Below are 17810 nucleotides of genomic sequence, written 5' to 3'. Positions count from 1 at the left end.
CAAGGAGCCGCACGAATGGTCCGTTACCGCGTGCGCGGTGGCAACGCACTGCGTGGAACCGCGTTCATCCAGGGCGCGAAGAACGCCGTGCTCCCCATGATCGGTGCGGCTCTGCTCGCCGCCAAGGGCCGCACCGTTCTCCGTAATGTGCCGATCATCGAGGACGTCCGCCGCGCGGTCGAGCTGGCCGAGGCGGTCGGCGCGTACGTCGAGCTGCACGAGTCCGAGCGCACGCTGGTCATCGACGCCTCCAGGCTGACCAGCGCCGTTCTGCCGGCAGAGATCGCCAGGCGCTTCCGCGGTTCCGTCCTGTTCACCCCCGCCCTGCTCCACCGGCTGGGCGAGGCGATCATCGAGGGCATCGGCGGCTGCAACCTCGGCAGCCGCAACCTCGACTTCCACTACCTCGGCTACAAGCGGCTGGGCGCGCTCGTGGACGAGGGCGAGACCGTCATCCACGTCAAGGCGTCCGGCCTGACCGGCGCGACCCTCTACCTCGACACCCCGTCCCACACCGGCACCGAGAACCTCATCATGGCCGCCGCCCTGGCCAAGGGCACCACCGTGATCGAGAACGCGGCCCTGGAGCCCGAGGTGCTCGACGTCATCGACATGCTGACCAAGATGGGCGCGCGGATCAGCGGCGGCGGCACGGGGTTCATCACCGTGGAGGGCGTGGAGGAGCTGCACGCCGTCGAGCACACGGTGATGCCCGACCGGCTCGACGCGGGCGTGTTCGCGATGGCCGCGGCGATCACCGGGGGCGAGCTGAGCCTGGTGGGCACGGGCCTCGACCTCGGCGTCGTCCGCTACAAGCTGGAGCAGATGGGCGTCGAGTTCGCCCGGCAGGGCGCCGTCCTGCACGTGCGGTGCGAGGGCCCGCTGCGCCCGATCAACATCATCACCGACACCTACCCCGGCTTCGCCACCGACCTGCAGTCGCCGATGATGACCGTCGCGGCGCTCGCCGACGGCACCAGCTACATCCACGAGCGCATCTTCGACGGCAGGTTCGCCCTGGCCGGCGAGCTGAACAAGATGGGCGCCAACGTCGAGGTCGAGGGCAGCCGGGCCATCGTGCGCGGCCGCACGCCGCTGATCGGCACCCAGGTGACGGCCCACGATCTTCGCTCCGGCATCGCCCTCGTGCTCGCCGGCCTCGCCGCCGAAGGTGAGACCCAGATCGACTCGGGATACCTCATCGATCGCGGCCACGCGCATCTCGCCGCCCGAATGCGCGCTCTCGGTGCGGACATTACACGAGAGATTTCAGAGCGCTAAAAAACGCCAGAAAAACCTCGTTGAGCTGCTAGGACATCTTGTCGGGCGGTCAACCTGAACGACTTTCCGGAAAAGTCGGGCGTGACATTACGGCCCCCGCGAGCGATCGTTCCAAAAGAGAGCACTGCAACGGACGGCAGGATGGGACGAACATTGGTCGAGAGGGCCGAAGAAACTCCCCGAGTGTCACGCCCGGGCGCTATGACACCGGACCTCACCATCGGCGTGGTCGGACCCCACGACCTGGTCGAGCGAGTCATGCTGATGGGTCATGCCGCGGCTCCGCTGCCGTGTCGCCTGGTCGCGGCCGCATACCGCGACGAACAGGAGGCGCCCGACAAGGTGACGCGGCTCGGACCCGGAGTCGACGCATGCTTGTTCGCCAGCCCGGTCCCTTATGACCTGGCCAGGCGTTCCGGTGTGCTGACGATGCCGGCGACGTACGTCCAACTCGGCGGAGCAGCACTGGTGGCGGCGTTGGCCAAGGCCGCGCTCGACACTCGCATCGACCCCCAGCGGGTCAGCATCGACGTGGTGAGCAGGGCCGATGTCGAGGAGGCGTACACCGACCTCGGCATCGCCGCGACGGACGTGCACAGCCGCGACGAGCCGGGTGCCACCGGCACGATCGCGGCCTACCACGAACGTCTGGCCAGGCAGGGGGCTACCACGGGGGCGCTGACGTGCCTGCCCGCGGTGGCCGAACGCCTGCACGCCGCGGGCGTACCGGTCATCAGGATCAGGCCGACCTCGGCGGCGGTCCGCACGGCGCTGCACACCGCGGCGCTGCTGGGGGCACACCACCGGCTGGAGGAGTCACAGCTCACCGTGGTGCTGGTGGAGGTGCCGACGCTGCGCGAACCCGTGCGGCGCGCGGCCCCCCGCTACTGGCGCGACGAGCTGCGGCTGTCGCTGCACCGGCTCCTGGTCCAGGAGGCGAACCGGATCAACGCCACCGTCTGGCCGATCGACGATCACAGCTATCTGGTTACCGCTACCAGAGGCTCGATCGCGGCGGCCACGGACGGGTTCAGGGTGTTGCCGTTCGCCGCCAGGATCAGGGACGAGCTGGGGCTGGCGGTCGAGGTCGGCGTGGGCATGGGGCGAACGACGCACGACGCGGAGTCGCACGCCCGGGCGGCACTGGCCCGCACGCAGGCGGGCAAACAGGCACAGGGATTCGCGGTGGACCGCGAGGGGCGGGCACTCATCCCGGCCCCGCGGATGCCACCTACCGGGTCCAACGCACTCAAACCGAAGGGGGTGGAAGTACTGGCCCGGCTGGCGGCCAAGCTCGAAGGCGGAGACACCGTGGTGGACGCCGAGGGCGCGGGCAAGATGCTGGGAGTGACGCCGCGTACGGCACGACGGTTGCTGCGCACGTTGGTTGACGAGGGACTCGCGTGGCCGCTACCGCCGAACCGCACACCGCAGCCTGGCCGTCCGCGCCAGCTGTACCGGCTGATCGTGGAGAAGCTCGGGCCCCGATGAGGGTCTCCCGGGACTGAGCGTTTCGGTGCCGGGCCGCCTCTCGGCACCGAGCGTCATGGGCGAGGTCCGCGCCCGCGGGGCACTTCGTGCTGCCCGCCGTACGGGCCTGAGGCGTCTCTTGAGGCTGGAAAAGCTCCCGGGGCTACCCTGATGCCCGGCCGGGAGCCGCCGCCCCTCTGTGTGCATTACGGAGTCGTGTGTGACTGCTGAGGGCTTTCGTATGACCTGGGGAACAGGATGGCATTGACAATCGATGTCATCTTTGCGAACTCTCGCATTGACTCTTGTGAACTCATTGGTTGACCCGTGTAGATCCGGGTATGTTCTCGGGTGCCCCCGATCGACGGGATTCGGACGGGGGCGCCAATTCTTTCAGGCGTCGATCTTCCGCCCTCGCCCGCGTTCTGGCTGAGCGTTTCTGGCCGAGGCGTCGCGGTTTCGCCCAACACCACGTGACTTGGCGCGTTTCCGCAGGTCGGAGGCCAGGGGCCGTGGTAGGGAAGCGGCCGGTTTCGGGCTGGTCCGTCCGGTGTTGCGGGCCGTGCGTGGTCAGCAGGCGCAGGCGATGCCGGACACCGGCGCCGTGAGGGCGTCAATGGGGCGCCGGGTGACGCCCGAGGCGGTCTCCACGGGGAAGCCCTCCCTCGCCCAGTACTCGAAGCCGCCGATCATCTCCTTGACCCGGTAGCCCAGCTTCGCGAACTCCAGGGCCGCCCTGGTGGCGCCGTTGCAGCCCGGGCCCCAGCAGTACGTCACGACCGTGGCCTCCCTCGGGACCAGGCCGGGCGCCCTCGTGGCGATCTCGGCGGTTGGGAGGTGCACGGCGCCCTCGATGTGGCCCTGGTCCCAGCTCTCCTGGCTGCGCGAGTCGACGACCACGACGCCGGGGACTCCCGCGGCCAGGTCGGCGGCCACGTCCGAGACGTCGGTCTCGAAGGCGAGGCGGGCGGCGAAGTGGGCGAGCGCGGCGGCGTTGTCGGCGGCCGGGACGGCGGTGACGGACATCGGAGGATCTTTCCCTTCGTCGCAGGTGGGTGACGCGAAGGATCCTGTCATTCGCCGCAGGCGGCAGGACAGTGGCGTGAAAGCCGCTGACCGCTAATATCCCGCCAGAGTGCGAGGTCTGATACCTGCGAGAGTTCTGTCGGGGCCGCCCGGTACAGTCATGAGCCATGCGTACGGACACCACTGACAGCCGCCCCACTGTCCTCGTCTGGGGCGCCCTGGCGGTCGTCTACGTGGTCTGGGGTTCGACGTATCTCGGCATCGGCATCGCGATCGAGTCGATCCCGCCCATGCTCAGCGGGGCCCTGCGGTTCATCACCGCCGCCGCCCTGCTCGCCGGCTTCCTGCTGATCCGGTCGGGGCCGTCGGCCTTCAGGATGACGCGCCGGCAGTTCCTGGGCGCGGCCGTCGTGGGCGTGCTGCTGCTGACCACCGGTAACGGGCTGCTGGCGGTGGCCGAGCAGTACATCTCCACGGGCCTGGCGGCGCTCCTGGTGGCCTCGGTGCCGCTGTGGCTGGTCGTGTTCAGGTTCGCCGTACGCGACCGCCCCAAGACGCTCACGCTCGCGGGCGTGCTGGTCGGGCTCGGCGGGGTCGCGGCGCTGTCGCTGACCGGCGCCGACGGCGGCAGCGGCGTCGGGATCGTGGTGGTCCTGCTCGGCTCGGTCTCCTGGGCCGTGGGCTCGTTCCTGTCGAGCAGGATCCAGATGCCCGCCAACGCGCTGGCCACCAGCGCGGTCGAGATGGTCGTGGGCGGCGCCGGGCTGCTGGTGGTCGGCACCGGGGTCGGCGAGCGGCTCGACGTGTCGGCCGTCACCACCAGGTCGTGGGTGGCGCTGGCCTACCTGATCCTGGTGGGGTCGCTGATCGGGTTCACGGCGTTCTCGTGGCTGCTCGGCAACGCCCCCATCTCGCTGGTGTCCACCTACGCCTACGTCAACCCGGCGGTGGCCGTCGCGCTCGGCGCGCTCCTGCTGGACGAGCCGATCACGACCCAGGTGATCGCCGGCGGCCTGGTCATCCTGGCCGGCGTGGCGCTGGTGATCTCAACCGAGCGGAAGAGACCGAAGAGCGTCCTCGAAGACGTCGACGGTGGCGGCGACGTCGGCCTCGGTGTGAGCGGTGGACAGGAACCACAGCCCGCGCGGCACCATGTTGACCCCGCGGTCGAGCAGCGCGGCGTGTAGGCGGGCCATCATGGCGCGGTCGGTCCTGGCGAAGTCGCGGTAGTCGCGTACCGCGGGCGCGTCGGTGAAGTACGTCTGGAAGACCGGCCCCGGCCCGTCCACCAGCATCGGGACCCCCACCCGGGCGGCGGCCTCGCGCAGGCCGGTCATGAGCTGCCGCCCCCGCGCGTGGAGGGTGCCATAGACCTCCTCGCGCTGCTCGTCCAGGATGCGCAGGGTGGCCTCGGCGGCGGCGATGCCGACGGGCTGGGAGTTGAACGTCCCGGCGTGGGCGACCTTGCCCGAGGAGATGGCGTCCATCACGGCCGCCCGCCCCGCCAGCGCGGACACCTGCATGCCGCCCGCCATCGCCTTGCCGAAGACCGACAGGTCGGGGCTGACGCCGAGGTACTCCTGGGCGCCGCCGGGGGCGAGCCGGAAACCGGTGATGATCTCGTCGAAGATCAGCAGGCTGCCGTGGCGGTCGCACAGCGCGCGCACGCCCTGCAGGTAGCCGGAATCCGGCTCGATGGCGCCGGTGTTGCAGAGCACCGGCTCCGTGACGACGGCGGCGATCTGTCCCGCGTGCTCGTCCATGAGGCGGCTGAGCGCGTCCAGGTCGTTCCAGGGGCAGATCACCAGGTCGGCGGCGGGCGGCTGACCCGCGGTGCCGGGGACGGCGCGCGGGTGGTCCTGCGGCCCCGCGTCGTCCAGGGACGGGTGCACGCTGTAGAGGACCGGGTCGAGCCAGCCGTGGTAGTGGCCCTCGAACTTGAGGATCTTGGGACGTCCCGTGAAGCCGCGCGCCAGTCGCCAGGCGGCGTGCGCGGCCTCGGAGCCGACGGTGTTGAAACGGACGCGCTCCGCCGAGGGCACCATCGCGCACAGCCGCTCGGCGACGCGGGTCTCCGCCGCGTGCTGGGCGGAGTAGACGATGCCGCGGGCCACCTGCGCGGCGACGGCCTCCACCACGGCGGGCGGGCAGTGGCCGAGCAGCGCGGGGCCCTGGCCGAGCACGTAGTCGGTGTAGACGTTGCCGTCGACGTCCCAGAGCCTGGCTCCCGATGCCCTGTCCACGTAGAGCGGCACGCCCGCGGTGCGGCGGGCGTCGCTGGAGACGCCGCCCGCGATGTAGCGCCGGGCAGTGGTGTAGAGGTCGCGGCTGACGTCCAGAGTGCGGGTCATGCCGACCATCAAACGGCGGCACCTCGCCCGGCCACAAGAAAGAGAGCAAGAAGCGGATCTAAGCGCAAATATCGGTGCTTGTGGAGGTCACAGGGCCTTGATGGGCTTACGGACATGTTTCTTGGACGCATTCGGCGCACTCCTTCCGGCCCCGTCGAAATGGTGGCCCGGCGCGCCCCCGGCGAGCTCGTGAGCCTGGCCGACGTGGGGTCTGACCCGGTGGCGGCCCTGGACTCGTACGGGCTCGACCGCCTGACCGAGCTGGTGGCCGGCCACGACGGCCCCACGCTGGACGAGAGCGCGGTGATCTTCGAGCCGCCCGTCGCCACCTGCACGAAGATCTGCTGCCTGGCGCTGAACTACCAGGAGCACGCGGACGAGAGCGGCCTGGAGGTGCCGCCGGAGCCGGTGCTGTTCTTCAAGCCGCCGTCCGCGCTCGTGGGCCACGGCCGGCCGGTCATCGCCCCCGCCCGCACCCGCCACCTGGAGCACGAGGTGGAGCTGGCCGTGGTCATCGGCAAGGTGACCAGGGACCTGCCGGCCGAGCGCTGGCGCGAGGCCGTCGCCGGATACACCGTGATCAACGACATGACGGCCCGCGACCTCCAGCTGGCCAACATCGCCCGCAACGTGCCGTGGGACCAGTCGAAGGGGTTCGACACCTTCGCGCCCGCGGGGCCGTACCTGGCGACGGTGGACGAGGTGCCCGACCCGCAGGCGCTGGAGCTCACCTTGGAGGTGGACGGCGAGGTCAGGCAGCGGGCCAACACCCGGCAGATGGTCTTCGGGCTGCCCCGGCTCATCGCCGACCTGTCCGACGGGATGACGCTGATGCCGGGAGACCTCGTTGCGACCGGCACCATCGCCGGGATCGCCCCCCTCAAGGACGGCGACACCATGCGGGCCACGGTGGAGGGCATCGGGACGCTGGTGAATACGGTCAAATTTCGGTCCGCCTAAAGTAGACGCATGACCTACGCCGTGGCTGCCCTGGTGGACATCGACGACTTCATGGTTTCCGAGAAGACCCGTGGCCGGCCATGGGCGCTGCGCCAGCTCCAGCGCGCCGACCACGCGGTGCGCGCCGCCGCGAGCGCCCGCCGCGACGCGACCTGCCACTCCCTGCCCCCGGAGGAGTGGCTGATCGTGTTGTCGGGCGCCGACCCGGGCGCGCTGATGTCCGACGCGGAGGAGCTGGCCGAGGAGCTGCGGACCAGGATCGTCCGCGAGACGGCGTGGACGGCCACGGTCAGCCTGGGCGCGCCCAGCCTCGAACACGTCGCGGCGGAGCGGGACGCGCGGCGGGTCAACGACTACAAGCTCGTGCTCGGCGGCGACCGGGTGATCGCGCCGCCCGCGTACGAGAGCGCCGCGCCGGCGCCTCCGGTGCGCATCGAGCAGGAGCTGACCAGGAGGGTCCGCGCCGGTGACCGCAACGGCGCGGCGGGGCTCCTGGCGGGGTGGGTCGACAGGTGCGCCCGGGAGCCCGGGGTCGACCCGCGCACGCTGCGCAACTGGCTCATCGGGCAGCTGCTCTTCGTGGTGGACGTGGCCAACCGGACCAGGCTCGCCGACGGGTCGACGGACTGGGTGGAGGCCTGCGCCCGGCTGCCGATCGAGGACATCATCATGGTCGGAGACATCCACGAGCGCTCCTACCTGCACATCTGGCTGCGGGAGACGCTGGGCCGGCTCATGCCGGCCGCGCCCCGCCGTGACGTGCTCGCGCTGGCCGAGGCGTACCTGGCGGAGCACTACACCGATCCCGGGCTGCGCCTGGCGACCGTGGCGGAGGCCGTGAGCGCGAGTCCGTACTACATCTCGCACCTGTTCGCGGAGGAGCGGCGGACGACGTTCCTGCGGCACCTGACCGGGCTGCGGCTGAGGCACGCCCGCCGGTTGCTGTCCACCTCGGCGCTGCCGGTGGACGTGATCGCCGCGCACACCGGCTACCCGACCGCCAAGGCCCTGCGCAGCGCGTTCAGGCGGTACGTCGGCTGCTCCCCCACGGAATACCGCAGGGCCGGGCTCCGGCCCGGATCGTGATCAGGAGGACGTGCATGGACCTGGCGATCGACGGCGGGCAGACGGGCCTGCGGATCGGTCTGGCCGAGTCGGGGCGGATCCAGGAGGTCCGCGAGCTGCCCGGCCTGTCGTACGCGGAGGGCTCCCCGGTCGAGGCCGTGCTGGAGCGGATCGGGACGGACTGGGGACAACTCGGCACCGTCTGCCTCGGGCTGACCACGATCCTGGACGACCCGGACAGGCTGGCCGGCCGGCTGCTCTCCATGGCCCGCCGCGTGCTGATCACGACCGATGTGGTCACCTCACACGCGGGGGCGTTCGCGGGCGGCCAGGGTGTGGTGCTGGCCGCGGGCACCGGAGCGATCGCCCTGGGCGTGGGTGACGGCATCCGGCAGGTGGACGGCTGGGGCTACCTCTACGGCGACGCGGGCAGCGGCTTCTGGATCGGCCGCCGCGGCCTCGACGCCGCCTTCCGGGGCTTCGACGGGCGCGCGGAGCCCGGCCCCCTCACCGAGCGCGCCCAGGCCGTGTTCGGCGACCTGGCCGGCCTGCCCGAGCGCCTCTACCTCGCCCCCGACGCGGTGGCGCGGATCGCGCGCTTCGCCGTCCACGTCCTGGAGCTGGCGCGAGATCCGACGGCCCGCGCCATCGCCCAGGACGCGGTCCGCGAGCCGGCAGGAGACCCCGCGGCCCGCGCCATCGCCGAGGAGGCGGCCCGCGAGCTGGCGGGCACGGTGGCGGCGGCGGCCCGCTGCTTCGCGAAGGACGCGGCGGTGCCCGTCGCCTGGACCGGCCGCCTGCTGCGCGACCCCGGACTCCGCGCCGGCTTCGAGGCGGAGCTGGCCCGGCTGCTCCCCCGAGCGGCACTCCGGCCCCCTGCGGGCGACAGCCTCGCGGGCGCCGCCCTGCTGGCCGCCTCCACGGGACCGAGCCGCTACGAGACGATGATCAGAACGGCGGAACGATGAGAGTGGGACACGGCACCGCCGAGCTGCCCGTGCCGGACGGCACGCCGATGGGCGGTTACATCGACCGGCCGGGGCCGTCCACGGGCCTGGCAGACCCGCTGTCGGTCAGCGCGGTGACCTGGTCGGACGGCGGGAGGCGGTTCGCGCTGGCGATCGCCGACGTCATCTGCGTCAACGAGGACCTCGCCGCGCGGGCCAGGCAGGCGGCCGGATGCGAGCTGTGGCTGGCGGCGAGCCACACCCACGCGGGCCCCGAGACCGGCTGCGTGCCGGGCGGCGGGCCGACGCCGGAGCCGTGGCTCGGCCTGATCACCGAGGCGGTCCGCACGGCCGTCCGGCGGGCGATCGAGGCCGAGCGGCCGTGCGAGGGCGTGGTGCACCGCGGCGAGCTGCACGGGGTCGGCGCCGATCGGAGCAGACCGGGGGCGCCGGCCGTGGTGCCGCTCGACCTGATCGCCGTGCGCGACGGCGGGCTCGCCGGGGTGCTGGCGGTGCTTCCCGTGCACCCCACCGTGCTGCCCGCGGCCAACCGCCTGGTCAGCGCCGACCTGGTCGGAGCCGTACGCCGGAGCTTGGGGCGGCGGCTCGGCGAGGACGTCTGGGTGGCGGTCGCCACCGGGGCGGCCGGCGACATCAGCACCCGCCACACCCGGCGCGGCCAGGACGTGGCGGAGCTGCGGCGCCTGGGCGAGCTCGTCGCGGACCGCTGCGCCGAGCTGCTGGCGGGTCCGGGGACCCCGCTCTGGCAGGACGGACCCACCGACCTCTTTTGGGCCACGCGACGGCTGACGCTCGAAGCCGCCGCCACGACGGCCGACGAGGCGGCGCTCCTCGCCGGGTACGAGCGGGCCGCGGCGTCGGGTGACCCGGTCGCCGCCCGCCTGGCCCGCAGCAGGCTCGAAGGGCTGCGGGCGCGCACCGCACCGCCCGTCCGCACGAGCGTGGACGTGAACGTCGCCCGCCTCGGCGGGCTCGCCCTCGCCGGGCTCCCCGGCGAGCCCTTCCTCGCCGTCGCCGAGCGCGTCGCCGACCGGCCCGGCGAGCCGACCGTGGTCCTGGGCTACGTCAACGGCTATCCCGGATACCTCCCGACGGCCGCCGCCTACCGGCGCGCCGAGTACGAGGTCCTGGCCAGCCAGGTGGCCCAGGGCAGCGCCGAACTCATCGCCGAGACCGCACGAAACCTGCTGGAGGACCTGTGATCGACCAGAGCTCGTACGCGCTGATCGCCGGATCGGCCGTGGACCGGCTGCTCACCGCCGAACGCGACGCGATCGAGCGGGCCGGCGCGCTGATCCACGCCTCGTTGCGGGCGGGCGGGGTGCTCCAGGCGTTCGGCACCGGCCATTCGAGGTCCGTCGCGCTGGAGCTCACCGGCCGGGCGGGCGGCCTGGTGCCGGTCAACCAGCTCGGCATCCGCGACCTCGCCTACTACGGCGACGCCTCGCCGCGCGACATCCTCGACCCGAAGATCGAGCGCGAGCCCGGCCTCGCGGCACGCGTCTGGCAGCTGGCCGACATCCGGCCCGAGGACGTCTTCGTGATCATCTCGAACTCCGGCGGCAACGCGGCGATCGTCGAGATGGCCCGCCTCGCCGTGCGGCACGGGCACCCGTCGATCGCCATCACCTCCCGCGCGCACACCGCCGAGGTGGCCGTCGAGGAGCGGCTGGCCGACCTCGCCCAGGTGGTCATCGACAACGGGGCGCCGTACGGTGACGCCACGCTGCCGCTGCCGGGCGGCGACGCCGCCTGCGGCGTCTCGACGCTCACCGGCGTGCTGGCCGCGCAACTCCTGGTCGCCGAGGTCGTCGGCCGCTTCCTCGCGGCCGGCGAGCCGCCGCCCGTCTTCAAGTCGGCCAACACCCCGGGCGGCGACGCGCACAACGCCCGGCTGCTGGAGAGGTACGGCCCGCGCGTGCGCCTCGGCGACGCCTAACTCCGCACGAGCCGGTACGGCTGGCGGGGCCGGCCCGCCTGGGTGCCCTTGACCGGGGGCATCGGCCAGGCCAGCCCCTCCTCCGCGAGGCTCTGCAGGACCCGGCGGGCGCTGCGCGGGGAGATCGACAGCACGTCCGCGACGATCTCGGCGTCGACCACCATCGAGTCGCCGTCGTGGAGGCCCTCCACCAGGCGTTCGAGCAGCTTGGCCGCCTTGGTGGCGACGATCGGCTCGCTGTCCTGCCGCTTGCGCCGGCGTACCGGTAGCGACAGCACGGTGCCGTCGCCCCCGACCAGATAAGCGGCGGTCGCCCCCGCGTTGCGGGCCTTCTCCACGGCCGCCATCGCGTTGGCGTCGGCGTCGCGGGCCGTGCTGCCGAGCCCGATGCCGACCTCGACGTCGACCCCCACGTCGGAGCGGATCCGGTCCATGAACGGCGCCATCCTGAGCCCCTCGGTGGCCTGGCCGAGAGCGCCGACGGTGGCCGTGACGACGTAGCCGTTCTCGTCGCGGGGCGCCACGGTGGCGCCCATCAGCCGCGCGTCGGCGAGCAGCGAGCGGTGCAGCGACAGCTTCAGCTCCTGCTGCCAGTAGTTGCCCGGCCCGGAGTAGCTGGGCTTGGCGGAGGCGGCGAGCTCGACGACCACGATGGCGATCTGCGCGTCCTCCAGCCTGCTGCCGGTGCCGAGCAGGGCGGCGGTGTTGAGCGCGAGGCGCAACGTGTGGGAGGTCGGCAGCAGGCGCAGCACGGGCACGCCGGCGGCGGCCAGCTTGTTGGCGACGCTCCTTATCGTGGTCAGCGCCGCGGTGGTCTCGCCCTGGCGGTAGAGCTCCTCGTGGAAGGCGCTGAAGCCGCGCGCCGACTCGGGCCGGTCGTACTCGGAAAGGTGCACGCCGGCCGTGCTCACGCCGATCTCGCCGTACGCCTCGTCCACGTCGGCGGCGGGCAGCGAGTCGATGCTCACCCTGGCCGGGTCGACCTCGTGGCCGATCACCCCGCGCAGCAGGCTGGCGTACAGGCTGGCCCCGCTCATGGGCACGAACGTGGCGGGGACGGTCAGCTCGCCCGCCTGCCTGGCCAGGTCGTGCTGGAGGGGCCCGGTGAACAGCACCACGTCGATGCTGTCGGCGATCCTCGAGAACTTGTCGTAGGTCTCGTGCTCCTCGGCATGAGGCGCGCCGACCAGCCGCCAGTCGGCCGCGGCCGGCAGGCCGGCGCCGATCATCATGATCTGTTCGACGAGATCGTGCGGTCCCACGACACCGATCGTCACCCTGGGCCGCGACTCCGAACGCAGCCGATCCATGATCTTGATCACCCCAGTCCGGATCTCCACTGAAGCAAGCGGGTCATCGTCGCACCGAGCACCGCGGCCTGGTCCCCTTCTGCGAGGCCACTGAAGATTACCCTCCCCAGCGAGATCCGAAGATCGATGAAGGGGAAGTCGGACCCGTAGACGACCCGGCCGGCACCGAGTTCCCGCACCATCCTGGCGATGTCGGGCCCGGTGTTGAAGGACCCGCACACCTCCAGGATGACCCCTGAGCGCCGCTGCGCCACCTCGATGGCCCGCTCGATGCCCAGCGGGGTCGCGCCCGCGTGCCCCGCGATGATCACCACGTCGGGGTGCTCCGACGCGACCGCGTCCACCGCGGCCAGGTCGTTGTAGGGGGAGCCGTCGTAGGTGTGGGTGAGCACCGGGCAGCCGGTGCGCTGCGCGAACTCCCACACGCCGGCGTAGCGCCTGCCGGTGAGCGGATAGTCGTGCAGGTCGGGATGGATTTTGATGCCGCCGAAGCGTGGATCGGCGCTCCACTTGGCCAGTTCGCCGTCGGGGTCCTGCCAGGGGTTGATCGTCAGGTATCCGGTGAAGCGGTCCGGCGCGCGCTCCACAGCCTCGGCGGTCGCGGCGTTCCCCGCCGCCGCGTCGAGCTGGATCGCCAGGTGGCTGGAGATGACGGCGTGCGCCACGCCGCACCTGTCCATCACCCTGACCATCGCGTCAGGGGACGCCTCGGGGATGAAGAACAGGCTGTAGGGGCCGGCGTGCGCGTGCGCGTCGACGATCCGGACGCTGGTCTGCGGGCGGCGCTGCCACAGCGCCGAGGCGATCGCGTTCACACCGCCCCCACGGGCAGCAGCTCCAGCAGGGTGCCGGCGCCGATGGCGGCCACGGCCGCGTCGTCGAGCTCGGCCCACAGCAGCCGGGTGACCGCCTCCGCGGGGTCCCTGAGCGGCGCTCCCGTGCCGAAGACGAGACGGCGCTCGCCGTACCGCTCGACGAGCCATTCAAGCCCGCAGTGCGAGGACAGGTTGGCCAGCCCCAGGTAGACGTTGCCGGTGCGGGAGAGCACCCCGGCCGCCTGCCTGAGCTGGCGGTAGCCGATCGCGCCGACCACGACCCGCAGCTTCGGGTGCGCGCCGGCGACGGACTCGACGGCGGACCAACCGGTCTGGGCCGCGTCCACGAGCAGCGGCAGCCCGGCCTCCGCGACGGCGGCGAGCATGGCCGCGCAGTCGCGGCCGGCGAGGTCGTAGCCGTGGTCGGCGGGGTAGGCGCGGACGGCGCACACGCTGCCCTCCAGTGCCCCGGTCACGAACTCGTCCGGCGTGCCGGTCTCGCCGCAGGTGCCGGGCAGCATCACCCAGCACGGGCGCAGCCTGGGCCGGCCGGCGACCAGGTCGAGCAGCTCCCTGTTGCCCGTCGCGGGGTCGTGCAGCCACGACAGGGTGTGGCTGACCACGGCCTCCGCGATGCCGAAGCGGTCCATCCTGTCCAGCGCCTCCGTGATCGAGCCCGTGCCCACGTCCCTGCGGGGATAGCGGCCGAGCATCGCGTCAGCGTCGATCAGCATGACCCTCCAATTCTCTGGGCCAATCTTCGGGGACAGAGGGGGGTTCGTCGCGGTAGGGGAAGATGCCGACGGTGAACCTGCCGTCGGCGCGCCGCAGGCCGAGCGAGTGGATCTCGCCGTACTCGGCGGTCCTGGTGGCGGGGTCGGGGATCCTGGCGGGGCCCGTCCCGTACAGCACCTCGTCGGGTGGTTCAAGCGGCACCACCAGGATTCCCGGGCCACGGGTGCCCGCGAACCCGCCGTCGCGTTCGACCCACGGCGACAGGCCGTGGATCTGCCAGATCGCCTCCGCGTCGATCCGGTCGGTGACGATCCAGTACGGGTCGTCGCCCTTGACGAAGACGATCTCGCGGTCGTGGCGCGCGCTGTAGCCGTGGTGGTGCCCCGCGAAGACGTCGGCCTGCGCGGAGACGGAGAACAGGTCACAGGCGGCGCGGCGGTCCTCGGTGTAGCCCTCGCCCGGGACGAGCAGCGTGTTGTGCGCCCTGGTCGCCTGGTACCAGTCGTAGTAGCCGGGGTCGTCGTAGGACGGCGGGCCGCCCCCTTCCCAGGCCAGCGGCACGCCCCAGCCCGACAGCACGAAGTCGAGCGCCGCGTGGTGGCTGTGCGGTTCGAGCTCGTGCCCGACGTAGGGGCCGTAGTTGACGACGGTGTGGAAGTCGCCGTGGCGGAAGGTGGCGTAGCCGCTGGCCTCCAGGTTGTGCGAGCCCTTGGCCGGCTCGACGCCCTCCGGCCAGATCAGGCCGCTGTCCTGCAGGTGCGGCACCCAGCCGCCGGAGGTCATCAGGACGCTCAGCCAGCGGTACATGGCCTGGCGGCGCGGATGCCGCGCCAGCGCGGGCTCGACGGCCACGGCCCGTTCGAGGTTGTCCAGGCACATGAGGTGGTAGCTGGGCGAGCGCTCGTGGTGGCCGCCGTCGGCGCGCACGTCCTGTTCGAGGTGCTCCAGGACGCGGGCCAGGGCGACCTCGGCCCACTGCCCCGCCTCGGGGAGGTCCGCGAACACCCTGGCCGTGTGCAGCAGCTCGCACGCGTTGACGAACTGCCAGTTGCCGTGGCGGAACTCGTCGTGCTCCTCGGCCGACCACCTGGCGCCGCCGACGACCGTCTTCATCATCCGCAGCCAGCACTCGTCGCTCAGCGCGGGCTCGTCCGCGAAGACGGCCAGCGCCTCGGTGACGTACATGGCGCGGGCGCGGACGCCGAGCGAGTACCAGACCACGTCGAGCCCCGGCCAGTCGCCCTCGACCCGGTCGCGGTCGTCGTACCACTGGCGGAACAGGCGGTCCCACTCGGCGGCGTAGCGGGGGTCCGCGGTCCCGGCGTAGGCCGTGATCAGCGGGGACATCCAGCGCAGGTAGTGGAAGCCGTACAGCAGCGAGCGGCCGTGGCCCTTGTCCAGGAAGTCGACCTCGATGCCGAGCAGGGCGTCCGCGCCCTCCGCGCCGAGGGCCGCCGGGACCGGCCGCCGCCGGCGCCAGACCCTGGCCTCGGCGACGCCGCCCGCTCCGAGCGCTTCCAGCAGCGCCTCGTCGGTGATGTGCCGCATGCGCGTGGGATGCACATGCGGCGGTTTCTCTACGAACATGCCACCGGCCGTCCCGTACGTGCGGACTCGTGCGCGGCGGCGAGCACGGCGGTCACGTGCCGCGAGCTCTCCACGCTGACCAGCGGCTCGGCGCCGGTGCGGGCGCAGTCCACGAAGTGGTGGATCGCGTCGCGGTAGGCGCCCGCCGGGATGCCGTGGACGACCCGCTGGAGCATGTTGCGCGGGTAGGAGTAGGACTTCTCGGTGGCGAGCTGGATGTTCTCCTTCTGCCGGTCGAGCTGGATGACGCCCGACTCGCCGGCCACGGTGATGTAGCTGTCCACCATGGTCGGGAAGGTGTTCGGGTAGATCCAGGCCGACTCGAAGGTGGCCACGGCGCCCCGGCTGAAGCGAGCCTGGATCTGCATCGCGTCGGGAGTGTCGATGCCCATCCCGCGCAGCTTGCCGTGGCGGGCGGTGGCGAACACCTCCACCACGTGGTCGTCGTAGAGCCAGGTGACCAGGTCGATGTCGTGGCTCGACAGGAACCAGGCGCACGTCGTCTGATCGGCCCAGCCGATCATCTCGGTGGGCACGTGGATCGTGTCGTCCTTGCGGGCGTAGCCCACGACCGGTTCGCCGATCAGCTCCATCTGCTGCTTGGCCTGCGCGTACGCGGGCACCCAGCGGTGGTTGAACAGGCACATCGCGGTGACGCCCGCCTGCCGGATCGCGGCCACGGAGCGGTCGGCGTCCTCGACCGTGGTCGTGAACGGCTTCTCGACCAGGATGTGCAGCCCGGCCTCCGCGGCCGCCACCATCACGTCAGCGTGCAGGTGGTCGGGGGTGGTGATCGACACGGCGTCCACCGTGCCGGAGGCGATCAGCTCCCGGTAGCCGGGGTAGACCGCCGCCTGCGGGGCGGCGTCGAGAGGACGGCGCGCGACGGCGGTGACCTCGGCGTCCGGGTGGGCGGACAGGACCTCGGCGTGGCCGCGACCCATGATCCCGGCGCCGACGATCCCGACTCTGAGCTTAGGCAAGTGCGTCATTCCATTGCTTCTCTGCGGCGTCGAGCGCCTCCTTGGCGCTCTTGGATCCCTGGAGGAAGGCCCTGATCTCCTCGGACAGCGACTCTCCGAGCTCGGCGTCCTTGGCCGTGCCCAGCGGGACGTACTCCAGCTTCGGCAGACCCTTGACGATCACGCGGCGGGCGACGTCCATCGGGGAGTCGCCGGTGATGTCCGCGAAGAAGGCGTCCTTGGTGGAGGAGATCGTCGACGGGTAGATCGGCACCAGCTTGCAGAACGCGAGCTGGTTGGCGCCGTTGGTGAAGAACTTGACGAACTCGGCCGCCGCCCGCTGGTGCTTCGACGCCTTGGGGATGGCCACGGTCTGCTGGGCGAGCAGCAGGTATCCGCCGGTCTTGGTCTGGACGGGCTCGGTGACGAGCAGGTCCTTGTAGATGTCGGGGGCGTTCTTCTCGACGTTGACCAGCGTCGCCGCCGACGCGCTCGCCGCCATCGCGATCTGGCCGTTCTCCAGGGTCTGCGGGTAGTTGCGGACGTCCTTGGAGACCGATCCCGGCGCGATGCCGTGCTTGTCGTAGCTCGCCTTGAACGTGTCCAGCAGCTCGGCGACCTCGGGCGTGTTGAACGTCGCCTTCTTCTTGTCGGCGCTCAGCAGTTCGACGCCGTAGTAGCGCAGCACCGAGGCGGCGTTGACGCCGGGGATGTCGTTGCTGCCGTAGACCTTGGTCTCGGCGTAGACCTTGTCGGCCAGGGCGAGGGCCTCGGTGTAGGACTTCGGCGGGGCCTTCTCGTCGAAGCCCGCCTTGCTGACGACGGACTTGCGGTAGATGCCCACGGGGGTGCCGCCGTTGTACCAGGGCACGGCGTACAGCTTGCCCGACACGCGCAGCGAATCGACCAGGTTCGGCTGGAAGTCGGCGAGGTCGGCGGGCTTGAGCAGCTCGTCGAGCGGGGCCAGCGACGGGGTGAAGCGGCCGAGGTCGGAGGAGGCGATGTTGACCGCGTCGGGGACGTCGCCGCTGGCGACCGCCGCGAGCAGCTTGGTCGCGATGTCCTGCCCGGGCACGTCGACCCACTTGACGGTGACCTTGGGATGGTCCTTCTGGTATTGGGCGATCAGCCCGTCGATGTAGGCGCCGAAGTTCTTCTTCAGGTTGATCGTCCAGAACTCGACCTCCCCCTCGAACGGCTGGTCGTCCGCCTGTCCCCCCGACGTGCTGCCCGACGTTCCGGCGACGCAGCCGGACGACATGAGAGCCAGCGCGAGCGCGCCTGCCCCCAACGCTCTTCTTCTCAACATCGGGGGACCTCCTGAGAATTATGGCCGTCCTT

The 17810-nt window shown here is 71.7% G+C and carries 15 protein-coding genes and 1 pseudogene; 8 read left to right on the top strand and 8 right to left on the bottom strand.

Translation table 11 applies throughout. The features are described 5' to 3' along the window. Positions 1-15 precede the first annotated feature (15 nt). Both murA and ACIBI9_RS45790 read left to right on the top strand, forming a co-directional pair. Entirely contained in the window at positions 16-1281 is a 1266-nt protein-coding gene (murA, locus tag ACIBI9_RS45795; RefSeq protein ID WP_397232451.1) for a UDP-N-acetylglucosamine 1-carboxyvinyltransferase, read from the top strand. 201 nt (positions 1282-1482) lie between these two features. Continuing rightward, the gene (locus ACIBI9_RS45790; RefSeq protein WP_397232449.1) at positions 1483-2772 is read left to right on the top strand and encodes a GTP cyclohydrolase IIa; all 1290 of its coding nucleotides are present in this window, start codon (positions 1483-1485) and stop codon (positions 2770-2772) included. 549 nt (positions 2773-3321) lie between these two features. Here the strand turns inward: ACIBI9_RS45790 and ACIBI9_RS45785 are convergent. Continuing rightward, a complete protein-coding gene (locus ACIBI9_RS45785) occupies positions 3322-3777 on the bottom strand; it encodes a rhodanese-like domain-containing protein (protein WP_397232447.1) in 456 nt (151 codons plus the stop codon). Between the two features lie 167 nt (positions 3778-3944). Here ACIBI9_RS45785 and ACIBI9_RS45780 point away from each other — a divergent pair, with 167 nt between their 5' ends. Then, entirely contained in the window at positions 3945-4964 is a 1020-nt protein-coding gene (locus tag ACIBI9_RS45780) for an EamA family transporter (protein WP_397232445.1), read from the top strand. Here the strand turns inward: ACIBI9_RS45780 and ACIBI9_RS45775 are convergent. After that, positions 4899-6128: pseudogene (locus tag ACIBI9_RS45775) on the bottom strand (aspartate aminotransferase family protein); the annotation flags it as partial. The gene ACIBI9_RS45780 and the pseudogene ACIBI9_RS45775 overlap by 66 nt on opposite strands. 114 nt (positions 6129-6242) lie before the next feature. Here ACIBI9_RS45775 and ACIBI9_RS45770 point away from each other — a divergent pair. Genes ACIBI9_RS45770 through ACIBI9_RS45750 form a run of 5 tightly spaced genes read left to right on the top strand, consistent with a single transcriptional unit; the run spans position 6243 to position 11060 of the window. After that, a complete protein-coding gene (locus tag ACIBI9_RS45770) occupies positions 6243-7088 on the top strand; it encodes a fumarylacetoacetate hydrolase family protein (protein ID WP_397232443.1) in 846 nt (281 codons plus the stop codon). A gap of 9 nt (positions 7089-7097) precedes the next feature. Then, positions 7098-8174 (top strand): helix-turn-helix domain-containing protein, encoded by a 1077-nt coding sequence (locus ACIBI9_RS45765; RefSeq protein WP_397232441.1) that lies wholly within the window; start codon positions 7098-7100, stop codon positions 8172-8174. Between the two features lie 14 nt (positions 8175-8188). Further along, complete coding sequence (locus tag ACIBI9_RS45760; protein WP_397232439.1) at positions 8189-9121, top strand: BadF/BadG/BcrA/BcrD ATPase family protein; 933 nt, start codon at positions 8189-8191, stop codon at positions 9119-9121. After that, positions 9118-10323, top strand: coding sequence for a hypothetical protein (locus ACIBI9_RS45755; RefSeq protein WP_397232437.1), 1206 nt, complete (start codon positions 9118-9120; stop codon positions 10321-10323). The genes ACIBI9_RS45760 and ACIBI9_RS45755 overlap by 4 nt, the downstream gene beginning before the upstream one ends. Beyond that, entirely contained in the window at positions 10320-11060 is a 741-nt protein-coding gene (locus ACIBI9_RS45750; protein ID WP_397232435.1) for a sugar isomerase domain-containing protein, read from the top strand. Before ACIBI9_RS45755 ends, ACIBI9_RS45750 begins: the two co-directional genes overlap by 4 nt. Here the strand turns inward: ACIBI9_RS45750 and ACIBI9_RS45745 are convergent. The 6 genes from ACIBI9_RS45745 to ACIBI9_RS45720 are packed head-to-tail and all read right to left on the bottom strand — an operon-like array spanning position 11057 to position 17778. After that, positions 11057-12400: a GTP cyclohydrolase IIa gene (locus ACIBI9_RS45745; protein WP_397232433.1), complete on the bottom strand. Its 1344-nt coding sequence runs from the start codon at positions 12398-12400 to the stop codon at positions 11057-11059. The genes ACIBI9_RS45750 and ACIBI9_RS45745 overlap by 4 nt on opposite strands. Next, the gene (locus ACIBI9_RS45740; protein WP_397232431.1) at positions 12379-13185 is read right to left on the bottom strand and encodes an amidohydrolase family protein; all 807 of its coding nucleotides are present in this window, start codon (positions 13183-13185) and stop codon (positions 12379-12381) included. Before ACIBI9_RS45740 ends, ACIBI9_RS45745 begins: the two co-directional genes overlap by 22 nt. Further along, on the bottom strand, positions 13182-13919 hold the full coding sequence (locus tag ACIBI9_RS45735; protein ID WP_397232429.1) for an amidohydrolase family protein: 738 nt from the start codon (positions 13917-13919) through the stop codon (positions 13182-13184). Before ACIBI9_RS45735 ends, ACIBI9_RS45740 begins: the two co-directional genes overlap by 4 nt. Continuing rightward, positions 13903-15468, bottom strand: coding sequence for a heparinase II/III family protein (locus tag ACIBI9_RS45730; protein WP_397232427.1), 1566 nt, complete (start codon positions 15466-15468; stop codon positions 13903-13905). The genes ACIBI9_RS45735 and ACIBI9_RS45730 overlap by 17 nt, the downstream gene beginning before the upstream one ends. Before the next feature lie 29 nt (positions 15469-15497). Beyond that, a complete protein-coding gene (locus ACIBI9_RS45725) occupies positions 15498-16499 on the bottom strand; it encodes a Gfo/Idh/MocA family protein (protein WP_397232425.1) in 1002 nt (333 codons plus the stop codon). Then, a complete protein-coding gene (locus tag ACIBI9_RS45720; RefSeq protein WP_397232423.1) occupies positions 16483-17778 on the bottom strand; it encodes an ABC transporter substrate-binding protein in 1296 nt (431 codons plus the stop codon). Before ACIBI9_RS45720 ends, ACIBI9_RS45725 begins: the two co-directional genes overlap by 17 nt. Positions 17779-17810: the final 32 nt, after the last annotated feature.

The sequence above is a fragment of the Nonomuraea sp. NPDC050451 genome (assembly GCF_044458585.1).
This window is presented reverse-complemented; position numbering and strand designations above follow the sequence as displayed.

What these genes read in the sequence shown, in the direction of transcription:
- murA (WP_397232451.1), top strand. Translation starts at nt 16, where the DNA reads ATGGTCCGTTACCGCGTGCGCGGTGGCAACGCACTGCGTGGAACCGCG.
- ACIBI9_RS45790 (WP_397232449.1), top strand. Translation starts at nt 1,483, where the DNA reads ATGACACCGGACCTCACCATCGGCGTGGTCGGACCCCACGACCTGGTC.
- ACIBI9_RS45785 (WP_397232447.1), bottom strand. Translation starts at nt 3,777, where the DNA reads ATGTCCGTCACCGCCGTCCCGGCCGCCGACAACGCCGCCGCGCTCGCC.
- ACIBI9_RS45780 (WP_397232445.1), top strand. Translation starts at nt 3,945, where the DNA reads ATGCGTACGGACACCACTGACAGCCGCCCCACTGTCCTCGTCTGGGGC.
- ACIBI9_RS45770 (WP_397232443.1), top strand. Translation starts at nt 6,243, where the DNA reads ATGTTTCTTGGACGCATTCGGCGCACTCCTTCCGGCCCCGTCGAAATG.
- ACIBI9_RS45765 (WP_397232441.1), top strand. Translation starts at nt 7,098, where the DNA reads ATGACCTACGCCGTGGCTGCCCTGGTGGACATCGACGACTTCATGGTT.
- ACIBI9_RS45760 (WP_397232439.1), top strand. Translation starts at nt 8,189, where the DNA reads ATGGACCTGGCGATCGACGGCGGGCAGACGGGCCTGCGGATCGGTCTG.
- ACIBI9_RS45755 (WP_397232437.1), top strand. Translation starts at nt 9,118, where the DNA reads ATGAGAGTGGGACACGGCACCGCCGAGCTGCCCGTGCCGGACGGCACG.
- ACIBI9_RS45735 (WP_397232429.1), bottom strand. Translation starts at nt 13,919, where the DNA reads ATGCTGATCGACGCTGACGCGATGCTCGGCCGCTATCCCCGCAGGGAC.
- ACIBI9_RS45730 (WP_397232427.1), bottom strand. Translation starts at nt 15,468, where the DNA reads ATGCGGCACATCACCGACGAGGCGCTGCTGGAAGCGCTCGGAGCGGGC.
- ACIBI9_RS45725 (WP_397232425.1), bottom strand. Translation starts at nt 16,499, where the DNA reads ATGACGCACTTGCCTAAGCTCAGAGTCGGGATCGTCGGCGCCGGGATC.
- ACIBI9_RS45720 (WP_397232423.1), bottom strand. Translation starts at nt 17,778, where the DNA reads ATGTTGAGAAGAAGAGCGTTGGGGGCAGGCGCGCTCGCGCTGGCTCTC.